The organism is Agrobacterium sp. 22-223-1 (genome assembly GCF_053522385.1).
Map to the genome: position 1 here is coordinate 780,432 of NZ_JBNWCN010000001.1, position 21,499 is coordinate 801,930.

General features: G+C 60.4%; 19 protein-coding genes and 2 tRNA genes. 8 read left to right on the top strand and 13 right to left on the bottom strand.

The annotated features are described in order from the left end of the window. Nucleotides 1-209 precede the first annotated feature (209 nt). On the bottom strand, nt 210-1,187 hold the full coding sequence (locus ACQZ60_RS03840; RefSeq protein WP_035260602.1) for a VOC family protein: 978 nt from the start codon (nt 1,185-1,187) through the stop codon (nt 210-212). 228 nt (nt 1,188-1,415) lie between these two features. On the opposite strand from ACQZ60_RS03840, the gene ppdK reads away from it, so the two are divergent. Next, nucleotides 1,416-4,142, top strand: coding sequence for a pyruvate, phosphate dikinase (gene ppdK / locus ACQZ60_RS03845; RefSeq protein ID WP_059754071.1), 2,727 nt, complete (start codon nt 1,416-1,418; stop codon nt 4,140-4,142). Here the strand turns inward: ppdK and ACQZ60_RS03850 are convergent. From ACQZ60_RS03850 to ACQZ60_RS03860, 3 genes are all read right to left on the bottom strand, one after another. Beyond that, complete coding sequence (locus tag ACQZ60_RS03850) at nt 4,120-4,392, bottom strand: hypothetical protein (RefSeq protein ID WP_035260597.1); 273 nt, start codon at nt 4,390-4,392, stop codon at nt 4,120-4,122. The two genes, ppdK and ACQZ60_RS03850, sit on opposite strands and share 23 nt — an antisense overlap. Before the next feature lie 191 nt (nt 4,393-4,583). Further along, on the bottom strand, nt 4,584-4,982 hold the full coding sequence (locus ACQZ60_RS03855; RefSeq protein WP_035260595.1) for a hypothetical protein: 399 nt from the start codon (nt 4,980-4,982) through the stop codon (nt 4,584-4,586). A 151-nt stretch (nt 4,983-5,133) separates the two neighbouring features. Continuing rightward, nucleotides 5,134-6,498 (bottom strand): dicarboxylate/amino acid:cation symporter, encoded by a 1,365-nt coding sequence (locus ACQZ60_RS03860; RefSeq protein WP_035260593.1) that lies wholly within the window; start codon nt 6,496-6,498, stop codon nt 5,134-5,136. A gap of 519 nt (nt 6,499-7,017) precedes the next feature. On the opposite strand from ACQZ60_RS03860, the gene ACQZ60_RS03865 reads away from it, so the two are divergent. Next, complete coding sequence (locus ACQZ60_RS03865) at nt 7,018-7,938, top strand: DUF1499 domain-containing protein (protein WP_035260590.1); 921 nt, start codon at nt 7,018-7,020, stop codon at nt 7,936-7,938. Nucleotides 7,939-8,203: 265 nt separating this feature from the next. On the opposite strand, the gene ACQZ60_RS03870 is transcribed toward ACQZ60_RS03865, so the two are convergent. After that, nucleotides 8,204-9,112 carry an MBL fold metallo-hydrolase gene (locus ACQZ60_RS03870; RefSeq protein WP_035259880.1) on the bottom strand — a complete coding sequence of 303 codons (909 nt, stop codon included), beginning with the start codon at nt 9,110-9,112 and terminating at the stop codon, nt 8,204-8,206. A gap of 202 nt (nt 9,113-9,314) precedes the next feature. Here ACQZ60_RS03870 and ACQZ60_RS03875 point away from each other — a divergent pair. Beyond that, nucleotides 9,315-9,389: transfer RNA gene (locus ACQZ60_RS03875), tRNA-Gln, on the top strand. 12 nt (nt 9,390-9,401) lie between these two features. Here ACQZ60_RS03875 and ACQZ60_RS03880 read toward each other — a convergent pair. From ACQZ60_RS03880 to ACQZ60_RS03895, 4 genes are all read right to left on the bottom strand, one after another. Continuing rightward, the gene (locus ACQZ60_RS03880) at nt 9,402-9,713 is read right to left on the bottom strand and encodes a type II toxin-antitoxin system RelE/ParE family toxin (protein WP_035259882.1); all 312 of its coding nucleotides are present in this window, start codon (nt 9,711-9,713) and stop codon (nt 9,402-9,404) included. Beyond that, nucleotides 9,703-9,984 (bottom strand): type II toxin-antitoxin system ParD family antitoxin, encoded by a 282-nt coding sequence (locus ACQZ60_RS03885; protein WP_035259884.1) that lies wholly within the window; start codon nt 9,982-9,984, stop codon nt 9,703-9,705. Before ACQZ60_RS03885 ends, ACQZ60_RS03880 begins: the two co-directional genes overlap by 11 nt. 184 nt (nt 9,985-10,168) lie before the next feature. Continuing rightward, nucleotides 10,169-11,917, bottom strand: coding sequence for a malate dehydrogenase (quinone) (gene mqo, locus ACQZ60_RS03890; RefSeq protein ID WP_448734785.1), 1,749 nt, complete (start codon nt 11,915-11,917; stop codon nt 10,169-10,171). A 388-nt stretch (nt 11,918-12,305) separates the two neighbouring features. Then, nucleotides 12,306-12,728, bottom strand: a complete 423-nt coding sequence (locus ACQZ60_RS03895; RefSeq protein WP_080856053.1) for a hypothetical protein — start codon at nt 12,726-12,728, stop codon at nt 12,306-12,308. 264 nt (nt 12,729-12,992) lie between these two features. On the opposite strand from ACQZ60_RS03895, the gene ACQZ60_RS03900 reads away from it, so the two are divergent. Further along, nucleotides 12,993-13,069, top strand: a tRNA-Pro gene (locus ACQZ60_RS03900). Between the two features lie 106 nt (nt 13,070-13,175). On the opposite strand, the gene ACQZ60_RS03905 is transcribed toward ACQZ60_RS03900, so the two are convergent. The 4 genes from ACQZ60_RS03905 to ACQZ60_RS03920 all read right to left on the bottom strand — a co-directional run bounded on the left by ACQZ60_RS03905 (nt 13,176) and on the right by ACQZ60_RS03920 (nt 17,667). Continuing rightward, nucleotides 13,176-13,661: a hypothetical protein gene (locus ACQZ60_RS03905; protein ID WP_448734786.1), complete on the bottom strand. Its 486-nt coding sequence runs from the start codon at nt 13,659-13,661 to the stop codon at nt 13,176-13,178. 758 nt (nt 13,662-14,419) lie between these two features. Beyond that, a complete protein-coding gene (gene cysN / locus ACQZ60_RS03910; RefSeq protein WP_065654288.1) occupies nt 14,420-15,904 on the bottom strand; it encodes a sulfate adenylyltransferase subunit CysN in 1,485 nt (494 codons plus the stop codon). After that, nucleotides 15,904-16,857 carry a sulfate adenylyltransferase subunit CysD gene (gene cysD, locus ACQZ60_RS03915; RefSeq protein WP_003520470.1) on the bottom strand — a complete coding sequence of 318 codons (954 nt, stop codon included), beginning with the start codon at nt 16,855-16,857 and terminating at the stop codon, nt 15,904-15,906. The genes cysN and cysD overlap by 1 nt, the downstream gene beginning before the upstream one ends. Before the next feature lie 27 nt (nt 16,858-16,884). Next, entirely contained in the window at nt 16,885-17,667 is a 783-nt protein-coding gene (locus ACQZ60_RS03920) for a phosphoadenylyl-sulfate reductase (RefSeq protein ID WP_161987652.1), read from the bottom strand. Nucleotides 17,668-17,871: 204 nt separating this feature from the next. Here ACQZ60_RS03920 and ACQZ60_RS03925 point away from each other — a divergent pair, with 204 nt between their 5' ends. The 4 genes from ACQZ60_RS03925 to cysW all read left to right on the top strand — a co-directional run bounded on the left by ACQZ60_RS03925 (nt 17,872) and on the right by cysW (nt 21,497). Further along, a complete protein-coding gene (locus ACQZ60_RS03925; RefSeq protein ID WP_003520468.1) occupies nt 17,872-18,312 on the top strand; it encodes an RrF2 family transcriptional regulator in 441 nt (146 codons plus the stop codon). A gap of 245 nt (nt 18,313-18,557) precedes the next feature. Then, nucleotides 18,558-19,583, top strand: a complete 1,026-nt coding sequence (locus tag ACQZ60_RS03930) for a sulfate ABC transporter substrate-binding protein (protein WP_035262358.1) — start codon at nt 18,558-18,560, stop codon at nt 19,581-19,583. Nucleotides 19,584-19,774: 191 nt separating this feature from the next. Continuing rightward, complete coding sequence (cysT, locus tag ACQZ60_RS03935) at nt 19,775-20,632, top strand: sulfate ABC transporter permease subunit CysT (RefSeq protein ID WP_003494311.1); 858 nt, start codon at nt 19,775-19,777, stop codon at nt 20,630-20,632. Beyond that, complete coding sequence (gene cysW / locus ACQZ60_RS03940) at nt 20,625-21,497, top strand: sulfate ABC transporter permease subunit CysW (protein ID WP_020812516.1); 873 nt, start codon at nt 20,625-20,627, stop codon at nt 21,495-21,497. Before cysT ends, cysW begins: the two co-directional genes overlap by 8 nt. Nucleotides 21,498-21,499: the final 2 nt, after the last annotated feature.

A 21,499-nucleotide genomic window follows, 5' to 3' on the forward strand; every position in this document is an offset into this window, starting at 1 on the left:
GGCTCCCTCATTCCTGTGCTTGTCACAGGAATCCAGCCAGCCCAAGTCCTTGGGCTGAAAAGAGTCTTCCGCCGCGCAGACGCGCGTCGACTGGATTCCTGTGACAAGCACAGGAATGAGGAAGGGGGGCGGTGAGGCTCTGTAGTGTTCGGACGAATTTGTGTGAGCATTTTTTGCGGCACCCGCTTCGTATCGAGCGTATGGACCACTCACCCCGGCACCAGCCGCAACCGCGTGCCCCAGGGGTCTATCGCTTCCACGACGTTATTCTCCATCTCCACCAGCACATAACCGGCGGCCCGCAGCCGCGTTTTCTGCGCCTCCAGATCATCGGGGTTGCGAACGGTGAGAGAAAACCAGTCGAGGCCGGTTTCCATGGCGTTGCGTTCCTTCGCGCCACGGCTGTTCCATGTATTCACCGCCAGATGATGATGATACCCGCCGGAAGAGAGAAACGAGGCATCGGCGCGCGCGTCCTGCGTCGGTTGCAGGCCGACGGCCGTTTCGTAGAAGGCGCGGGCGGCGGCGATTTCGCCGACCCGCAGGTGTACATGCCCGATGCGCATTCCCGGCGGGGCAGCCTCGTAGTCGCTTCTTTTGGTATCGGTCAGCTTCACCAGATCGTCGACATCGAGCGGTTCGGTGCCCATTTTCACCACGCGGCCGCTCCAGACCCATGTGTCCTTCGGCCGGTCGCTGTAAACCTCGATGCCGTTGCCCTCGGGATCGTTGAGATAGATCGCCTCGCTGACATTGTGGTCGGCAAAACCGGAAAGCGGCACCTGTTTCAGCGCCGCATGCACCAGCCAGCGCGCCAGATCCTTGCGCGAGGGCATCAGATAGGCGATGTGGAACAGGCCGGCGGAGGTGGGGCTTTCGAAATCCGCGGCCGGCTTGTGCACCAGATCGAGCAGCGGCACGGTGCCGACGCCGAGCGTCACGCCTCTGGCCGTGCGCTCCACCTCGTTCATGCCCAGCACTGAACGGTAATACTCGATCATCTGGTCGAGATCGCGCACGCGCAGCGCGGCCTGGCCGATATGCATCGGCGTCGTCAGCGCGAAGGGAAGGGCGGAGGCGGCGCCTGCGACGGGCACTGCGCCTTCGGCTCTGAGCGCCCCGGCAAGCGCGCTGGCGGCACAGGAAATTCCGGCAAATTTAAGCGTATGGCGGCGGGTAAATTGCATGAATAATCTCTTTGTCGGCGATTTGAATGGCTTAGGCAACACTCCAGTTCAGCGCACTACACGAATGCGTCAATCATGCCGTTATTCGGCCTTTGCGGCAATTCTTGCGCGCAATTTGCCGCAATTATGCTGCACTGCGATGTAAACTGCACGTTGCGGCGTTTCCAACGTGCCGCCAATGCTGTAGATGATAGAAAAATGACAACGCTTCTGGGTGGAGAGCGTGGAATGAAAAAGTGGGTTTATACCTTCGGCAACGGTGCTGCCGAAGGCAGGGCAGGTGACGTTGCGATATTGGGCGGCAAGGGCGCGAACCTTGCCGAAATGGCAAGTCTCGGCCTTCCCGTTCCCCCCGGCCTCACCATCATAACCGATGCCTGCGCCCTTTATCACAAGAATGGCCGCGATCTTCCCGAAGAGCTGAAGCTGCAGGTCATGGCCGGCCTGCACGGCATGGAAACCGTGACCGGCAAGACCTTCGGCGGCAGCCACTCGCCGCTGCTCATCTCCGTCCGCTCCGGCGCGCGCGCCTCCATGCCCGGCATGATGGATACCGTGCTGAATTTGGGTCTCAACGACCGCACCGTCGAGGCGCTGGGCCACGATGCGGGCGACGCGCGTTTTGCCTGGGACAGCTACCGCCGCTTCATCCAGATGTATGCCGATGTGGTCATGGGCCTGGATCATGAGCTGTTCGAGGAAATTCTCGAGGACGAGAAAGGCCGCCTCGGCCACGAATACGATACCGACATGTCGGCGGTCGAATGGCAGCATGTCGTTTCGCTTTATAAAAAGCTGATCGAGGATGAGCTGGACGAAGCCTTTCCGCAGGACTGTCACGTGCAGCTCTGGGGTGCCATCGGCGCCGTCTTCGCCAGCTGGACCAACCACCGCGCCGTGACCTACCGGCATTTACACAATATTCCGGGCGACTGGGGCACGGCGGTCAACGTTCAGGCCATGGTCTTCGGCAATCTCGGCTCGTCTTCGGCAACCGGCGTCGCCTTTACCCGCAACCCCTCGACGGGTGAGGCGGAGCTTTACGGCGAATTCCTCGTCAACGCTCAGGGCGAAGATGTGGTGGCGGGCATCCGCACGCCGCAATCCATCACCGAGGCCGCGCGTCTGGCCTCCGGCTCCGACAAGCCCTCGATGGAAAAGCTGATGCCGGAGGCGTTCAGCGAATTTCTGGCGATCTGCAAGCGGCTGGAAAACCACTATCGCGACATGCAGGATCTGGAATTCACCATCGAGCGCGGCAAGCTCTGGATGCTGCAGACCCGTTCCGGCAAGCGCACCACCCGCGCGGCCATGAAGATCGCCGTCGATATGGTCGAGGAAGGGCTGATCTCGCAGGAGGAAGCCGTCTGCCGCATCGAGCCCTCGTCGCTCGACCAGTTGCTTCACCCCACCATCGATCCCGGCACATCGCGTCCCATTATCGGCTCCGGCCTGCCGGCTTCGCCGGGGGCGGCGACGGGCGAAATCGTCTTTACCGCCGAAGAGGCGGTTGCGGCGGAAGCCGAAGGCCGCCGTGTCATTCTGGTGCGCATCGAAACCAGCCCGGAAGATATTCATGGCATGCACGCCGCCGAAGGCATTCTGACGACGCGCGGCGGCATGACCAGCCACGCCGCCGTGGTGGCGCGCGGCATGGGCATTCCCTGCGTCACCGGCGCCGGCTCCATGCGCGTCGACATGCGCAACAAGGTGCTGATCGGCGTCGGCTGTATGCTCAAACGCGGCGATGTCATCACCATCGACGGTTCTTCGGGCCGGGTGCTGAAGGGCGAAGTGCCGATGACGCAGCCGGAACTCTCGGGCGATTTCGGCAAGCTGATGGAGTGGGCCGACAGCCTGCGCCGCATGACCGTGCGCACCAATGCCGATACCCCGGCCGACGCCCGCGCCGCCCGCGCCTTTGGCGCTGAAGGCATCGGCCTCTGCCGTACCGAACATATGTTCTTCGAGGGCGACCGCATCCACGTCATGCGCGAGATGATTCTCGCCGAAAGCGAAAAGGGCAGGCGGGCGGCGCTCGATGAGCTTCTGCCGATGCAGCGCTCGGATTTCACCGAGCTTTTCCAGATCATGCATGGCCTGCCGGTGACGATCCGCCTGCTCGACCCGCCACTGCACGAATTCCTGCCGAAGACCGATGGCGAAATCGTCGAGGTGGCGGCCGCCATGGGCATGCCGCAGACCGTGTTCCGCCAGCGGCTGGATGCGCTGCATGAATTTAACCCCATGCTCGGCCATCGCGGCTGCCGTCTCGCCATTTCCTATCCGGAAATCGCCGAAATGCAGGCCCGCGCGATTTTTGAAGCCGCCGTTGCCGCAGCACGCATCACCGGCGCGCCGGTCGTGCCCGAGATCATGGTGCCGCTTGTCGGTCTGCGCGCGGAACTGGATTACGTCACCGAAGTCATAGACGGCGTCGCCGCTGCGGTGGCGCAGGAAACCGGCATGGAGATCGAATATCTGACCGGCACCATGATCGAGCTGCCGCGTGCGGCCCTGCGTGCCCATGTCATTGCCGAAGCGGCGGAATTTTTCTCCTTCGGCACCAACGACCTGACGCAGACCACCTTCGGTATTTCCCGTGACGATGCGGCGCGTTTCATCAATACCTATCAGCGCAAGGGCATCATCGAGCGCGACCCGTTCATCTCGCTCGATTTCGACGGCGTGGGCGAGTTGATCCGCATCGCCGCCGAACGCGGCCGCCAGACGCGGCCGGAGCTGAAGCTCGGCATCTGCGGCGAACATGGCGGCGACCCGGCCTCGATCCATTTCTGCGAGGACGCCGATCTCGACTACGTGTCTTGTTCGCCCTTCCGCGTGCCCATTGCCCGCCTGGCGGCGGCGCAGGCAACGCTGGCGGCAAAGAGGGATGAGGGCAGGGTGGCGAGCAATGTCGCCTTCATTCCCGTCAGGGGTTCTGTTGGACGATGATGCGCCGCTCCACCACCACGGGGCGGTAGAACATGTCGCGGTTCATCTGCGCCTGCCAGGCGCGGTTGTCGGCGCGGCGGTCCATTTCCAGATCGAGAAGGCAACCGGCCATCGGGTCCGTGCCGGGGCGGAAACCATAACCCCGGCATGTCGCCTCATCCCGCGCCCGACGCTCTTCCGGCGTCAGCGTCTGGCAGGCGGTGAGCGCCAGCATGGCGGCAAGCGCGCCGAAGACGATGGAAACACGCATTTTGTTTCTCCCTTAACATGACGGCCGTACGGCACTTTTATTGCCGCGATTGATACGCCTGTTTTGATACGGGGAAAAGCCGCGTAGGGGCGGAAAGTTGCATCAATCCATCATGGAGAATGGCTTGGCAGGCGGCGGCGATAGCGGTGTCAGGCGGCGTGGCGTCGTAAAATCCGACATACTCCCGTTGCTCAGGAATCACGAAGAAAAGACGGCGGGAACAAACCCTGTTGAATGAGCCAGTCGCCGAGCAGAACCGTGAGGATGGCGATGAGGACGATGCCGCCGATAAATGCGAGGAGGCCGAGCGTGGCGCGGGGCCACCGGCGGGTTTGATAAAGGTAAATCGCAAGCCCGATGGGTGCGAGCAGAACGGTGGTGATCTTGGCGGCGGAGCTGCGCCGGAGGTCCCGCTTTTCGGCATCCTCTATCTGCCACCAGGCAAATAGCGTGATGATGCCGATCATCTGCACCAGATCGTTTGCGGTAAAGGATGCTGGAGGCCCGGCGGGCCAGACGGCCGCGTCGATCAGAAGCCCGAGGGAGATGAAAGCGAGCAGGCCGACATAGATCCAGTTACGTTTCGCCATGCACAGTTTCCGCTCTAAATTGCGCTATTGCCCGTGCCGCTATCGCTATCGATGAAATTGGCACCGTCAACCCCAAACTATCAGGGAACAACGGGAATGATCCGCATGGGGCGTCTCCCTTTTCAGCGGAAACGCCCCATGATTATCGCTGTCAGGCCGGCGCTGCTTCCCGGTCGTCGAGCGCGTCGATATCCTTGGCGTTGTTATAGAGGGCCTCGTCCAGAATGCCCTCGCGCTTGGCGACGATGGTGGGCACCAGCGCCTGGCCGGCGACGTTGACCGCCGTGCGGCCCATGTCGAGGATCGGGTCGATGGCGAGCAGCAGGCCCACACCTTCCAGCGGCAGGCCGAGCGTCGAAAGCGTCAGCGTCAGCATCACCACTGCACCCGTCAGACCTGCCGTTGCGGCGGAACCGAGCACGGAGACGAAGACGATCAGCACATATTCCTGGATGCCGAGCGGCACCTGGAAGAACTGCGCGATGAAAATCGCCGAAATCGCCGGATAGATGGCGGCGCAGCCGTCCATCTTGGTGGTGGCGCCGAGCGGCACGGAGAAGGCGGCATATTCGCGCGGCACACCGAGGCTCTTTTCCGTCACGGTTTCGGTGACGGGCAGCGTGCCGATGGAGGAACGCGACACGAAGGCGAGCTGGATGGCCGGCCATGCGCCCGCAAAGAAGCGCGACGGCTTCAGGCCATGGGCGAGAAGCAGCGCCGGATAGACCACGAAAAGCACCAGCGCGAGACCGATATAAACGGCCGCCGCGTACCAGCCGAGCTGCGACAGCGTCGTCCAGCCATATTGATCGACCGCGCGGCCGAGCAGGCCGATGGTGCCGATGGGGGTGAGGCGGATGACCCACCACAGGATTTTGCGCACGATGGCGAGCAGCGACTGGTTGAAGGCGAGGAACGGCTCCGCCGCCTTGCCCGCTTTCAGCGCCGCGACACCGAAGGCAATCGACACCACGAGCAGCTGCAGCACGTTGAAGTTCAACGAGGTGCTGGCCGCGCCATTATTGAGCTTGGTAGAAGCTTCGAGGCCGAAGACATTGGCCGGCACAAGGCCCTTCAGGAAATCCAGCCAGGAACCGGTGGAAGAAGGTGCCGCCGCTGCCGTATTGGCAATCGCCGTGTTGACGCCCGGCTGGATGACGAGGCCAAGCACGATACCGATGACGACGGCGATCAGTGCGGTGATGGCGAACCAGAGAAGTGTCTGCCAGACGAGCTTCGCCGCATTGGAGAGGTTCTTGAGATTGGCGATGGAGGCGACGATGGCCGTGAAGATCAGTGGCGGAACCAGCGCGCGCAAAAGCTGCACGAAAATGCTGCCGATGGTTTGCAGTGTCACCGAAAGCCAGTTGGGGCTGCCGGCGGCATCGGGACCGATGTTGCGCGCAACGAGGCCGAGCAGCAGGCCGATGACCATGGCGATCAGAACCTGAAAGCCGAAATTGCGATAAAAGGGTTTAGGCCCGGAGGGACCGGCGGACGTCGTTGCCTGTGACATGACATGTCTCTTTATTGTGCAAGAAAACGAGAATGTTGCACTTTTTACACGCATTCTCGAGGGAGGTCGCCGAGAATACGCCGATTTCCTCAGCAATTAAGGGATGAACATGCGTATTTATTGCGTTGTCGGGGAATAATTCTCTTTAGGTGAGGCAATGCGGAAAAATATTCCGCGCCTTCGTCGCCTTCGACGTCAGAGTCCTAAAACCTATAGTTTGGCAGTGTCATAGCCTGATATTCCGTCACCCCGGACCTGATCCGGGGTCCAGCGCGATCAAGTCCATGATCGCAAAAGACTCATCCCTCACGGCGCAGCATGGCTGGATGCCGCATCATCCTCGGGCTTGTTCCGGGGACCGGCATGACGGAGAAGTTCGCGCGCTTTAGCGTACGGATCGCCTCCTCCTTTGTTTTCCTCGCCGCAAATCCGGTCTATGACATCATATGCAGGTGATTCTCTGCCAGAATTCGGGTGCAACGCTTTTTAGCCAATGCGATCTAACGGATATCCGCTTTCATGACTGTGCGTTTCGTCCGGCCTTTTTCAGTTGCAGCCTATCTTTCCCGCTATCTCGGTCTTGCGGCGCTTGTGCTGTTTCTCATCGCCGCCGGCATTCATCGTTTCGGGCCGCTGACGACGCCCGATCTCGTCGGTCTCATCATCATCGCCGCCGGCATCGCTCTCGCGGCCGTGCTTCTGGCGTTGATCGGGCTTCAGCGGCTGTGGACTAGGGGCGCGCGCGGCGGCCTTTCGGCGCTGGCGGCGTTGCTTCTCTCGGCCCTGCCGCTCGGCGTGGTCGGTTACGGCGCTTTTCTTTATTGGCAGCAGCCGAAGATTTACGACATCTCCACCGATCTGACCGATGTGCCGGAATGGCTGGTGACGCCCGCAGCCAACCAGCAATGGCTGACACGATCCGCGACCATTGCCAAGGAAGACCGCGACGCGCAGGCTGAAGCCTATGCCAGCCTCGCCGGCCGCCGTTATGAAGGCGCAATCGACCGCATCTATGCCGCCGCCAAAAAAATGGCCGCCGCCCAGAATATCCGCATCGTCCACACGAAGGGGGTGATCGGGGCGGAAGATGCGCCCTCCGTCGGCGTTCCGGAGCAGGACAGGACGCAGCCTGCGGAAGAAGGGCCGGTCGAGGATCTGCCCTCCATCGTGCCGGTGCCCATGGCCCGCCCGACGGACGCGCCGTTGCCCACCTTCTTTAACGGTAGCGGCGTGGTGCTGATGCAGGGCGAAACCCGCACGCGCATCTGGGGCCTGCGTTTCGATATCCTCATCCGCCTCAAGGAAGAGGCCGAAACCACCATCGTCGATGTCCGCGTCGCCTCCCGCTACGGGCCGCACGATCTCGGCATGGGCGCTGCGATTGCCGAAGCCTATCTCGATGCGCTGGATGCGGAGATGCAGGGGTTGAACGACAATTGATGTGTAGTTGACGCTACGCTTCATCTTGATGAGAAACGAGAGTGTGCCGCCTGTTTCTTCTCCCCGCCGGGGAGAAGGTGGCCCGAAGGGTCGGATGAGGGGGCTACGTTGCCGAATATCTCTACCCTTGCCCCCTCATCCCGCTGCCGCGGACTTCTCCCCCTCGGGGAGAAGAAACAGGCGGCATCCACTCGATCCAATCGAGGCTTGGAGTGAGAGGTGAGGTCGCAACGCGCCCTGAAATCTCGCGTGCCCAAAATATCCGCTATGCCGGAAAATACTCACCCAGCAGCGAAGGCGCACCATCCGTCTGCACCTCGCCCTTTTCGATCAGGTCTTCTATATGCGCCAGCACGGAAAGTGCGGCGGCGCCATGCAGGCGCTTGTCGGTGCTGGCATAGATTACCTTCACCATATCGGCGATCAGCCGGTCGCCTTCGCGGATACGCTTCAGAACCGCCTTTTCCCGCATGCGGCGGTGGGCGCGCAAGCCCCGCATGAAGGCGGCGGGGTCGGTGACCGGGCCGCCATGGCCGGGCAGGAACAGCCGGTCGTCGCGGGTCAGCAGCCGTTCCAGCGAGGCCATGTAGTCGCTCATCGCCCCATCCGGCGGCGCGACAATGGTGGTGGCCCAGGCCATGACGTGATCGGCGGAAAAGACGATGCCGCTGCCATCGAGCGCGAAGGCGGCGTGGTTGGCCGTGTGTCCCGGCGTATGCAGCGCGGTAAGCCGCCACCCGTCGCCGGAAAGGCTTTGGCCGTCGCCAAGCGCGATATCGGGCACAAAAGCCGTATCGGAACTTTCGGCAAAGGGGTTTGTCTCGCCCGCGTGCAGCGGGCGGGCGGCCCGGTGCGGGCCTTCCGCCACCGTTATCGCCCCGGTCGCTTCCTTCAGCCGCCGGGCAAGCGGAGAGTGATCGCGGTGGGTATGGCTGACGAAGATATGGGTGACCTCGCGGCCCTTCAGCGCCGCCATCAGCGCCTGAAAATGCGCCTCATCCTCCGGGCCGGGATCGATGACGGCGACGGAACGGTCGCCGACAATATAGGAGTTGGTGCCATGGAAGGTGAAGGCGGAAGGATTGTTGACGGTGATGCGCTGGATCAGCGGGGCGACGGGAACCGCCTCGCCATAGGCCGGCTGGAAATCGAGATCGAATGCCGGGTCCGCCATCGAGACCTCCTGAAAAATGCCATGCCAGCTTGAGCCGCAGCCTCAACCGCGCCATCGCCAAGCCCTAACATGCGAACTTCGCCACGGCACCCAAAAAGCTTGAATTTTGTGAAAAAATAAGTCGCCGGGTCATTGCCGGGCCGGGCAGGCTTTGCTAATCAGGCGCGGTTCAGGCAGCGGCGTTTCGCCTTCGCTGCCCTGTTGGGGCGTCGCCAAGCGGTAAGGCACCGGTTTTTGGTACCGGCATTCCCAGGTTCGAATCCTGGCGCCCCAGCCATCTTTTCCAAAGTCAGAACAACGTTTGCAGGTCCCGGCGACCATCGATCACGCGAACGATTTCCACGGAATATATTTCGCCGCCATCGGTATCCGGCACGGTTTCGTAGAGAATGATATAAGGTGCTTCAACGAGCATACGGGCGGACGGAAAAATTTCCGGGTGACGCTCGCCAAGGCGAGGATGGTCGACCAAGCGCTCCGCTTTGGCGCGGAACCGAGCGAAATATCGCTCTGCGGCAAGAGGCTGTGATTTGCCGATGTCGATATAGATTTTCTTCACATCGCTACGTGCGCGGGGCGTCCAGACAAGCTTAGTGGTCACGATTTTTCAACGAGGCCAGTTCTGCACGCGCTTCATTGAGCGCCTCGTCGAAATCCACTTCGGTTGAACCGCCACTGGCTTTGCCCTCAGCCCACAATGCGCGCAGCTTGGCGATGTCGTCGCGTCGCTGAACCCATTTTGCCGACCAGTCTCGCATCGCTTCACGGATGACTTCGCTGCTGCTGGCATAAGCACCGCTTTCCACGGCATCACGCAAGATTTCGGCGTGCTGGGGCGTCATCGAAACGCTGATCTTTTCAACGTTGGCCATGTTATTTCTCCATGGTGTTTGGTAGGAATTATTACCACCAGGTGGTCTTTGACGCGAGATGTTTTTTCGACGCCCTGGTGGCAATACACCGGAGGATGCCGGTGCGGGTGGAGAAGTCATCTCCAACAAAAAACGCCGCGCATCCAGAGACACGCGGCGTCAAACCTAAAAATCGCGAAATGCCTTAAAGCGCGATATCCGGCACCTTCTTCACCGGCGCACCTGCAGGGGCCGCACCGGCGCCCTTCAGCGCCTCAAGGTCGATCTGCGGCGGGGTGGGCAGCTGCAGGTGTTCGGCGGTGTAGGCCCATTCCTGCTGCACCTTTTCCGGGTCGTCATTGAGCTTCGTGCCGTAGCTCGGCACGATCTGGCGGATCTTGGCCTGCCATTCAGGCGTGGCCACCTTGTCCTTGAAGACCTTTTCCAGAACGCTGAGCATGATAGGGGCGGCCGTGGAAGCGCCCGGCGAAGCGCCGAGCAGGCCGGCGATGCTGCCGTCCTTGGCGGCGACGACTTCGGTGCCGAGCCGCAGCACGCCGCCCTTTTCTTCGTCGCGCTTGATGATCTGTACGCGCTGGCCGGCCTGCCACAGGCGCCATTCGCCCTGCTTGGCATTCGGGAAATATTCCTTCAGCGCGGCAAAACGGTCGTCATCCGACATCATCAGCTGACCGGCGAGATATTCCACCAGCGGATATTCATCGATGCCCACCCGCACCATCGGCCAGGCATTGCTGGTGGTGACGGAGGAGACGAGATCGAAATAGGAGCCTTCCTTCAGGAACTTGGTGGAGAAGGTAGCGAAAGGCCCGAACAGGATGACGCGCTTGCCGCCCAGCACGCGGGTATCGAGATGCGGCACCGACATGGGCGGCGAGCCGACCGAGGCCTTGCCATAGGCCTTGGCGAGATGCTGCATCGTCACGTCGGGGTTCTCGTTGATGAGGAACGAGCCGCCCACCGGGAAGCCGGCATAATCGTCCGCTTCCGGAATGCCGGACATCTGCAACAGATGCAGCGCGCCGCCGCCTGCGCCGATGAACACGAATTTCGCATCCACCACCTGTTCGGCATCGGTCTTGGTGTTGGTATAGGTCACGCGCCAGCTGCCATCGGCATTGCGCTGGATGTCGGAAACCTCGCTATTGACCTGCAGGTCGAAATTCTGGTCGCCCTGCAGATGCGATACGAATTGCCGGGTGATTTCGCCGAATTCCATGTCGGTGCCGAGCGGCGACCATGTCGCGCCGATCTTCTGGGAAGGATCGCGGCCTTCCATCATCAGCGGCACCCACTTCTTGATCTGCTCGGGATCGGTGGAATATTCCATGCCGGCGAACAGCGGGCTGGCTTTGAGCGCCTGATAGCGCTTTTCCAGATAGGCGACGTTTTCATCACCCCAGACGAAGCTCATATGCGGCGTGTGGTTGATGAAGGAGCGCGGGTTCTTCAAAACGCCGTTGCGCACCTGCCAAGCCCAGAACTGCCGGGAAATCTGGAAGGATTCGTTGATGTTGACGGCCTGGGTGATCTTGATGTTGCCGTTGTCGTCTTCCGGCGTGTAGTTGAGTTCGGCGAGCGCCGAGTGGCCGGTGCCGGCATTGTTCCAGCCGTTCGAGCTTTCAAGCGCCACGCCATCCAGCCGCTCCAGCATCTGCATCGACCAGGTGGGCTCGAGTTCACGCAGCCAAACACCGAGCGTCGCGCTCATGATGCCGCCGCCGATCAAAAGCACGTCGACCTTCTTGGCGGCCGTATTGGCGAGAAGCGGGGAGGAGGGCAGCGCCGCTGCGGCAATGCCGGCGAGCGCACCGCCCAGAACCTGTCGGCGGTTCATCGGAAGCGCGCCGGGGGCAAATGCGTGGGAAAGGGTGGTTTCCTGGGAGAGATCAGTGAGCTGGGATTTGTCTTGATCGATGGGAGTCACGGCCATACCTGATTCTTGTTTTGTGTTAAAAACATTCCTCCCGTTCGCCCCGTTACAGCAAAGCGCAAACCGGCACAACCCGGACTCTTTCACTCCAGTTCAAGCGTTTTTGCAGGGATTTTGCAGGGACATATGGTCGCAACGGCCATTTTTGCGGTTTTGCCGATCGTCATTTTTATGACGGCGAAGATTAGCCGACGCTTTCAAACGGTTGAAAGGGTTCTGTGAGCGGGATATCACGGAAAGGCTCATATGACGCTGTTTCCGGCGCGTTACGGGTCGCAGGGCGCGGCTATAGGCAAAAATTTTTTCAGAAAAATGACAATAATCCCGAAAAAGTGAAAAGGCCCGCCGGTTCGGGCGGGCCTTGCTGCATCTGGCCTGTGGCCGAAGATCAGTCTGCGGCGAGGAATTCCGCGCAGTAGCTCGGGCCGTTGACGCCGGGGCGGTCGGAAACCGTGCGCACGGCGGTAATCTTGTAATCGCTGGAAACGACGAGCTGCACCGTGCAGGAGAGCGAAGCGGTGCGGGCGGGCGAGATCTGGCGACCCTTCTTGCCATCCTTGCCTTCTTCGAACCTGGCCGGAATGGTGGCCTTTCTGTAGCCGCCGCGCCAGTTATAGACGGTGGAGCTGCCGGTTTCCGTATCGCTCAGCGGCGGGCCGAATTTTGCGAAGAAAATGCCTGCGGACTGGCCGACCCAGCGGGTCTCAACGGGGCTCTTCTGGGTGAAAGAGGGAGTGGAGCCGCCCGTGGAAGTGGTGCAGGCCGAGAGCGCAATGGCAAACGCTGCAAGCGTTACGCTGCGAGATAGCATGGTGAAATGTCCTTTGTGCCGTGTCCGGCTTCCCGCCGGTCATTCCGTTCCCCTAGCAGATTTGGAGACCGCGGGCAGGGGAGGTATGCGGCTCGATGAAAATTTCCTGCCACAATTGCTTTTTTGTAACGTTTTGAGGCCTTCCCGCCGGTGCCACAGGCTCCTGGCAGGGTTGTTTCAACAGATGGGAAAAACTTGTCACAAAAAATGCAATAAGCCGCTTGTCGAATGCCGGAGGCTGGTCTATAGAAGCGCCGCTGGTCACGGAGTGTAGCGCAGTCTGGTAGCGCACCACGTTCGGGACGTGGGGGTCGGAGGTTCGAATCCTCTCACTCCGACCAGCTGTAACCTTCGGCAGTCACTGCCGAAAATCAGAGTTACAAATATTCCCCGAAATTTCATATCTAACGAACCTACCGTACTTTCCGGCTGCTGGGCTAAAACAAGCTACTTTGGTACCGGGAGGTCATGAATAATTTCGTCCCACATCTTTGACGCATCTGAGATGGCCTCGATTATGCACCACTTCCTTCCGTGAAACATGATATTGGCAACGTGCCTTTCTTTGCCCGTGACCTGAGATTCAAACGGCTGGTATTCCCGATAAGCCGACCAATCCTTATCTGTCGGTCGGTGCCGAAGTTCAAAATGTCGGACACGATTGGCGATATCTCTGCAAAGTGGCCATACCGGATAGCGAGTAAGTTTTTCAAACAGTATTGCCTTGTCCAGCGCACCGTCCTCGTGAAGCCATTCCGCTAGTGAATGGCACCAAACGAAATAGGTCAATGAAAAGTCAATGGCGTCATGAAAATCAGATTCAGGGAGATTTCGCAGGGCATCCAGACTTCGCTTTTCCCATCGCTGCATGCGCTGATAGTGGTTTCGCCATCCTCCGTTCGTGTCAGCACTTTGACCCCTTCCGAAAACCATGGATGTCTCCGACCATCGTAAAGCCAACTAAAACAGTGGCTTGCAAATTACCCCGAAACCCCCCGAAATTAAAGTTTTGTATCAACAACGGATGGTCGGAAACCTCATCCGGTTGGATGAATGCGCGCCTGCTGCTGAAAATCCGGCCGTGCATGTGAATTAGTCCGTTTCGGTGGCCGCTAAACGCCGTAGCTCATCACCCCAACAAAAGAGGCCCGTCGCTCCGCCAAGCGCCAGGCCTCAATGTCGCGGCCTGTTTCAGGGGACGCGCGACAGGAATCGTCTTAAAAGCCTCAATTCTTCTTCACAATCCAAGAAGTTATCCATCACCGTCATAGGCCCTGAATTTCAGGGGCATCGTCGCGATCAACTTATCGCGATCAAAAAAGAGGCCCGCTGCTTTTTCAAACAACGAGCCTCTGTTGGGCCGCTTGGCGGAGCGACCGCATGCAAATTCGCCTTTCGTGCATGAACGTCGAATGAACAAACAGCTTTTTATGCCGCCGAGAAACAACCCGTAAAAATCAGGAGAGCGGCATGGATCGGAAAGCCGCCTCAGCCGTTATCTAACCATACAACAATGGAGGATAGCATGCTGAAGGGTATCGCATTGTGGGCTATGGGCGTCCCGATCTTCGTGATCATTCTGCTTTATATGTTCGTGTTTTAAGCCACCCGAAGTCTCTGACACGGAAGAAACTCTGAAACGAAAAGGGCGACCGCTTTGACGGTCGCCTTTTGTTTGTTCGAGGGGCGTGTCAGCCCAGGTCGCCGATCAGCCGCGCGGCCGTTGCGCCGTCCGTGCGGCGGATGTCGATCTCGTCGCGGTGCTTGGCGAGCAGCTCGCTGGCCAGCAGCTTTTCGGCAAGATCGGCGGGCAGCGAGAGAATGACCCGGTCGCCCTTTTCTTCCGTCGCACCGACGCTGCGCTTGCCGGCGATCATGCCGCCCGCAACCGTATTGTTGGTGTCGGGGTCGATCAGAATGAAGGAACCGGTCGAGCGGTTCTGTTCATAGGGATCGAAGATCGCCGTCTCGTCGAAGGAAAGCCGCACCTTGCCGATGGCGTTCATCGGCAGCGAGGTTTCATGCGCCTGCCATTCGCCCTCCTTCAGGTTCAGCTGGCTGACAGGCTGCACGCTGACGCGCTGGCGGCGGCTGCCGCTTTTCAGCCAGTAGCGCTTGCCTGCCTCGATACCGCCCGGCTGCAGCGCCACGATCTGGGCGTCGAAGGCAAGGCCGGTCTGCGGCTGCGCCTCGATAGAGACGATCATGTCGCCGCGCGACACATCCACCTGACGGTCGAGGACGAGCGTGACCGCATCGCCCGCGACGGCGGCATTGCGCACCAGATCGAAGGTGACGATCTGCTTGACATTCGCGACCATGCCGGAAGGCAGGACAACGACGCTGTCGCCCGGCTTTACCGAACCGCCGGCAACCGTGCCCTGATAACCACGGAAGCTTTCACCGGGGCGTGAGACGCGCTGCACCGGCAGGCGGAAGCCGCCGGACTGCGCGGAGCGAACGGTGGCAAGCTCCAGCGTCTCCACCAGCGTCGGGCCTTCATACCAGGGCATGGAGGCCTTGCCCGATAGCACGACGTTTTCACCCTTCAGCGCCGACATCGGAATGGCGGTGATCTGCTTGATGCCGAGATTGGATGCGAAATCGCGGAACTCGTGGGCGATCAGCTCGAAACCGGCCTTGTCGTAATGCGTCAGGTCGATCTTGTTGACGGCCAGCACGAATTGGCGGATGCCCATCAGCGCCGCAATGGTGGCGTGACGGCGCGTCTGTTCCAGAATGCCGGTGCGCGCATCGACGAGCAGCACCGCGAGATCGGCGGTGGAAGCGCCTGTCGCCATGTTGCGGGTATATTGCTCATGGCCGGGCGTGTCGGCCACGATGAAGGCGCGCCGGTCGGTGGCGAAATAGCGATAGGCGACATCGATGGTGATGCCCTGTTCGCGCTCCGCCTGAAGACCGTCGAGCAGCAACGCGAAATCGGGCAGGCCGAGATCGTTCTGCTTGCCGCTGTCACGGTGCAGGGTTGCGGCCTGATCTTCCTTGACGGCCTTGGTGTCCCAGAGAAGACGGCCGATCAGGGTCGACTTGCCGTCATCCACGCTGCCGCAGGTGATGAGACGCAGCGGGCGCGTGTCGCGCGCTGCCTTCGAATGCTCGGCAAAGGGCAGAATGGTTGCGGAAGAGGAGGGGGTGTTGGCGGCGGCAGCGCTCATCAGAAATACCCCTCGCGCTTCTTCTTCTCCATCGAGCCGGACTGGTCGCGGTCAATCGCGCGGCCCTGCCGTTCGGAAACGGTGGCGATTTCGAGTTCCGCGATGACTTCCTGAAGCGTCGCCGCCTCGGACCGGATCGCGCCGGTCAGCGGGAAGCAGCCGAGCGTGCGGAAGCGGATCGAGCCATGCTTGATCTCTTCGCCGGGCAGCAGTTCCAGCCGCTCGTCTTCGGCAAGGATCATCATGCCGTCGCGTTCGACATAGGGGCGCTCGGCGGCGTAATAGAGCGGCACCAGCGGAATGTTTTCCGCCTCGATGTAACGCCAGATATCCACTTCGGTCCAGTTGGAGAGCGGGAAGGCGCGCACGCTTTCGCCCTTGCGGACCATGCCGTTATAGATGTTCCACAGTTCCGGGCGCTGGTTGCGCGGGTCCCATTTGTGGTCAGGCGTGCGGAAGGAATAGATGCGTTCCTTGGCGCGGCTCGCCTCCTCATCGCGGCGCGCGCCGCCGAAGGCCGCGTCGAACTGGCCGGCATCGAGCGCCTGGCGCAGCGCTTCGGTCTTCATGATGTCGGTGTAAAGCGCCGAACCGTGGGTGAAGGGCGTTACGTTTTCGCTCGCACCGCGCGGGTTGGTGTAGGAAATCAGGTCGAGATCGTATTCCTTGACGATATTGTCGCGGAATTCGATCATTTCCTTGAACTTCCAGCCGGTATTGACGTGCAGCAGCGGGAAGGGAATGCGGCCGGGGAAAAACGCCTTGCGCGCGAGATGCAGCAGCACGGAACTATCCTTGCCGATGGAATAGAGCATCACGGGCTTGTCGAATTCGGCGGCGACTTCGCGGAAGATGTGAATGGCTTCGTTTTCAAGCGCCTTCAGATGGGGATCGAGCGGCGGCTTGGATGCGACAGTATTCTTGCTGTCCGTCTCGTGGACTGCGTTGGACATTGTGAACTCCGGGAATGTACTGAATGATTATCGTTGCGGGATGGCGGAAACGGCGGATGTCTGCTCCGCACCGGCGACGTGAAGACCGCATTCGCGCTTCTCGTCGTTTTCCCACCACCATCGTCCGGCGCGCTCAGGCTCGCCGGGCTTGATGGCGCGCGTACACGGCTCGCAGCCGATGGAGGGGTAACCGCGCTGATGCAACGGATTGACGGGAATGTTCTCCTGGGCGACATGCGCCCGGATGAGGTCGATATCCCAGTCAGCCAGGGGATTGATCTTGATGAGATTGCGCTCCGCATCGAACTCGGCGAAAGGCGTCGTGGCGCGATTGCCCGACTGGCCGCGTCGGAGGCCGGTGATCCAGAAGGCGGCGCCTTCCAGCGCCTTGCCGAGCGGGATCAGCTTTCTGACATGACAGCAGGCGTGACGGGCTTCGACGCTTTCGTAAAAGCCATTGAGACCGTATTTTTCGGCATAGGCGTCGATATCGTCCTGCTCCGGGCGGAAGCGGCGGATTTCGATGCCGAAACGCTCTTCGGTTTCGTCGATGAGATCGACGGTTTCCTTGAACAGCCGGCCGGTTTCGAGCGTCACGACGTCGATCGGCAGGCGGTGCGTGCCGATGGCGGCCGTAATGACCTGATCCTCGATGCCGAGGCTGGTGGTGAAGACCGCCCGCCCGCCGAGGCCGGCGATAAACGAAAGCCGACCCGCCAGATCGAGCCCGGCAAGCGTGGCGTCGAGGGAAGCGGCATCGGCAGAGGCATTTGCTGAATTGATCGTCATTGTCACGTCCGGGATTTCCATGGCCGATTATTGTTGAAATCCGACCTTTGGAACAGAAATGACAGTCTTTGTGCGCTGCACTTGAGAGCAAAAATGCCTCACGCGCGCAGGGTATGAGCAAAAGATACCCGTTCACCTTCTTCGCAGCTTGGATTTGAATTGTGACAACTTCTGCGCTAAGCCGGAATTGCCGGGTTTCCGGGCTTGTGGTCTACTGGTTTTACGATGATTTCGCAGAAGGCAAAATATGCGCTGAGAGCGCTCCTTTCGCTGGCCAAGGCCGACGGGGCCTGTCCTGTGCAGATTTCCGACATCGCCCGCGAACAGGCCATTCCGAAAAAGTTTCTGGAGCAGATCCTTCTCGAAATGAAGAAGGAACGCCTCGTCGAAAGCCGGCGTGGCAAGCAGGGCGGTTATCTCTTGGCGCGTCCGGCTGCGGATATCACCTTCGGCGAGGTGCTGCGCCTCATCGACGGGCCGCTTGCCCCCTTGCCCTGCCTGTCGCAGACCGCCTATCGCCGCTGCGAGGATTGCGACGGCGAGAAGCAGTGCGAGATCCGCCACGTCTTTGCCCGCGTGGCCGATGCCACCCGCAACATCCTTTTCAACACCACCATCGCCGATGCCGTGGCCGGTGTCGAAGTGCCCGAGCTTTTGACGGCCTGACGAAAAAATCGTCTAAAACCCCATAATATTTTTCGCCGCCAGCGCAAAAAATCGTCAAAAATGTGAAACGGTTTTGCATTCAGCAAAGTTTTACACGACGCTTGTTGCGCCTTTCGCTTATGCTGCGCTGTATTTGTTGCCCGGGAAAACGCTCTCGGGAAACACTTTTTCGATCGTATTCGGCCTCATTGACCAACTCTACTCAACCAGTAGAGTTAAGCCATCGCAATCAGGAGGGAATACCGATGTCCAAGCTTCTGTCCGGTTTGAGCGTTGTTGCGCTTAGCCTCTCACTGGCACTTGGCGGCGCTGGCTCGGCCGCCGCGCAGACCAAGCTGCTCAACGTGTCCTACGATCCGACCCGTGAACTCTACAAGGACTTCAACGAAGCCTTCGCCAAGAAGTGGAAGGCCGACACCGGCGAGGACGTCACGATCCAGCAGTCGCATGGCGGCTCCGGCAAGCAGGCGCGCTCGGTCATCGACGGTCTGGAAGCGGATGTGGTGACGCTGGCGCTGCAGAGCGATATCGACGCCATCGTCCAGAACTCCGGCAAGATCAACAAGGACTGGCGCACCCGCCTGCCGCATAATTCCTCGCCTTACACCTCCACCATCGTCTTCCTGGTCCGCAAGGGCAACCCGAAGGGCATCCATAACTGGGGCGATCTGGTGAAGGGCGACGTGCAGATCGTGACGCCGAACCCGAAAACATCGGGCGGCGCCCGCTGGAACTATCTGGCGGCCTGGGCCTGGGCCAACGAAGAATTCAAGGGCGATCAGGACAAGATCAAGGCCTATGTCGGCGAGCTCTACAAGCGCGCGCCGGTTCTCGACACCGGCGCTCGCGGCTCCACGGTGACCTTCGCCCAGCGCCAGATCGGCGACGTGCTGCTGGCCTGGGAAAACGAAGCCTATCTCGCCGGCCAGGAATTCGGCGCTGACGCCTTCGATATCGTTGTGCCGCCGATCTCGATCCTTGCCGAACCGCCGGTCGCCGTGGTTGACGCCAATGTCGACGCCAAGGGCACCCGCAAGGCGGCGGAAGCCTATCTGCAATATCTCTATTCCGACGAGGGCCAGAATATCGCGGCGAAGCACTTCTACCGCCCGTCCAACCCCGCCGTGGTCTCCAAGGATCTGCTCAAGCAGCTGCCCGACATCAAGCTCGTCACCATCGACGACCCGCAGTTTGGCGGCTGGGCGAAGGCGCAGCCTGAACATTTCGGTGACGGCGGCATCTTCGACCAGATTTACAAGCCCGCAAAGTAAGCGGATGATGGGCTGAAAATCGCCCGTTCGCTGAGACAACAGAAAAAAAGCCTGATCGACCGGACACCGTGCCGGTCGATACTTTATAATAAACGCCGGGGAACACCGGCTCCCAGAGAGCATTTCCAGGAAAAGCGGACTCCGGTTTCCTGTCCGGAAATGCGCCAAACTAAAGATTATCCGGAGCCTTGATGAGCAACAATACTTCCGGAAACAGGTGGAAATGGCGGCAGTCGAGCGTCATACCGGGCTTCGGCCTGACGCTTGGTTACACAGTGACCTATCTGTTTCTCATCATTCTTATTCCGCTTGGCGGCCTTGTCTGGTCCACGGCGAAACTGGGTTTTTCAGATTTCATTGCGATTGCCACGGATAGCCGCACGCTGAATGCGCTGCGTGTCAGTTTCGGAACGGCATTTCTTGCCGCGCTGGTCAACGCGGTCTTCGGCGTCATCGTCGCCTGGGTGCTGACGCGTTACCGTTTTCCCGGCCGCCGCTTCGTCGATGCCATCGTCGATCTGCCTTTCGCCCTGCCGACGGCAGTGGCCGGTATCGCGCTTACTACGCTTTACGCCAATCGCGGCTGGGTCGGTTCGCTGTTCGAACCCTTCGGCATCAAGATCGCCTTTACGCCGACCGGCATCGTCATCGCGCTGATCTTCATCGGCCTGCCATTTGTGGTTCGCACCGTGCAGCCGGTCATGGAAGAAATCGACCGGCAGGTGGAGGAGGTGGCGGCGACGCTTGGCGCCAACCGTTTCCAGACCATCACCCGCGTTCTGCTGCCGAGCCTGACACCCGCGATCCTCACGGGTTTCGCGCTCGCCTTCGCACGCGGCGTCGGGGAATATGGTTCGGTCATCTTCATCGCCGGCAATATTCCTTATGTCTCGGAAATCGCGCCGCTCCTCATCGTCATCCGGCTGGAGGAGTTCAATTATGCGGCCGCGACCGGCATCGCCACAATCATGCTGATCATCTCGTTCGCCATGCTGTTCCTCATCAATCTCATCCAGGCCTGGAGCCGCAAGAGGTACGGTTATGTCTGAGACCGCTTCCCGCACGTCCCCGCGGCCGTTCCGCGACCCCGCCAGCGAGAGTTTTCCCGCCCGGCTGGCGTTGATCGCCATCGCCTTCGTGTTCCTCGCCGCCTTTCTGGTTCTGCCGTTGGTCTCGGTCTTCTTCGAAGCCTTCCGCAAGGGTGCGGAAAGCTTCTGGGAGGCGATTGTCGAGCCGGATGCGCTCTCCGCCATTCGCCTGACGCTGCTCGTCGCCGCCATTTCGGTCCCGCTCAACCTGGTCTTCGGGGTGATGGCCGCCTGGGCGATTGCGAAATTCGAGTTCAAGGGCAAGGCATTCCTGATCACGCTGATCGACCTGCCGTTCTCGATCTCGCCGGTCATATCGGGCCTCGTCTATGTCATCCTGTTCTCATCCCACAGCGTGCTCGGGCCATGGCTGAAGAGCTATGGTATCGAAATCCTCTTTGCCGTGCCGGGCATTGTGCTCGCCACCATCTTCGTCACCTTTCCCTTCGTCGCGCGCGAACTGATCCCGCTGATGCAGGATCAGGGCAATGGCGACGAGGAGGCGGCGATTTCGCTCGGTGCCTCCGGCTGGCAGACCTTCTGGTATGTCACGCTGCCGAATATCAAATGGGGCCTGCTTTACGGGGTGCTGCTCTGCAACGCCCGCGCCATGGGCGAGTTCGGCGCCGTCTCGGTGGTCTCGGGCCATATTCGCGGCGAGACCAACACCATGCCGCTGCATGTCGAGATACTCTATAATGAGTACAATATGGGCGCGGCCTTTGCGGTGGCGACGCTGCTCGCCGGTCTGGCGCTCGTGACGCTCATTCTCAAAACCATTCTCGAAATACGCTTTGGCGCGGGCAACGCAGCCGGCAAGCATTGAAA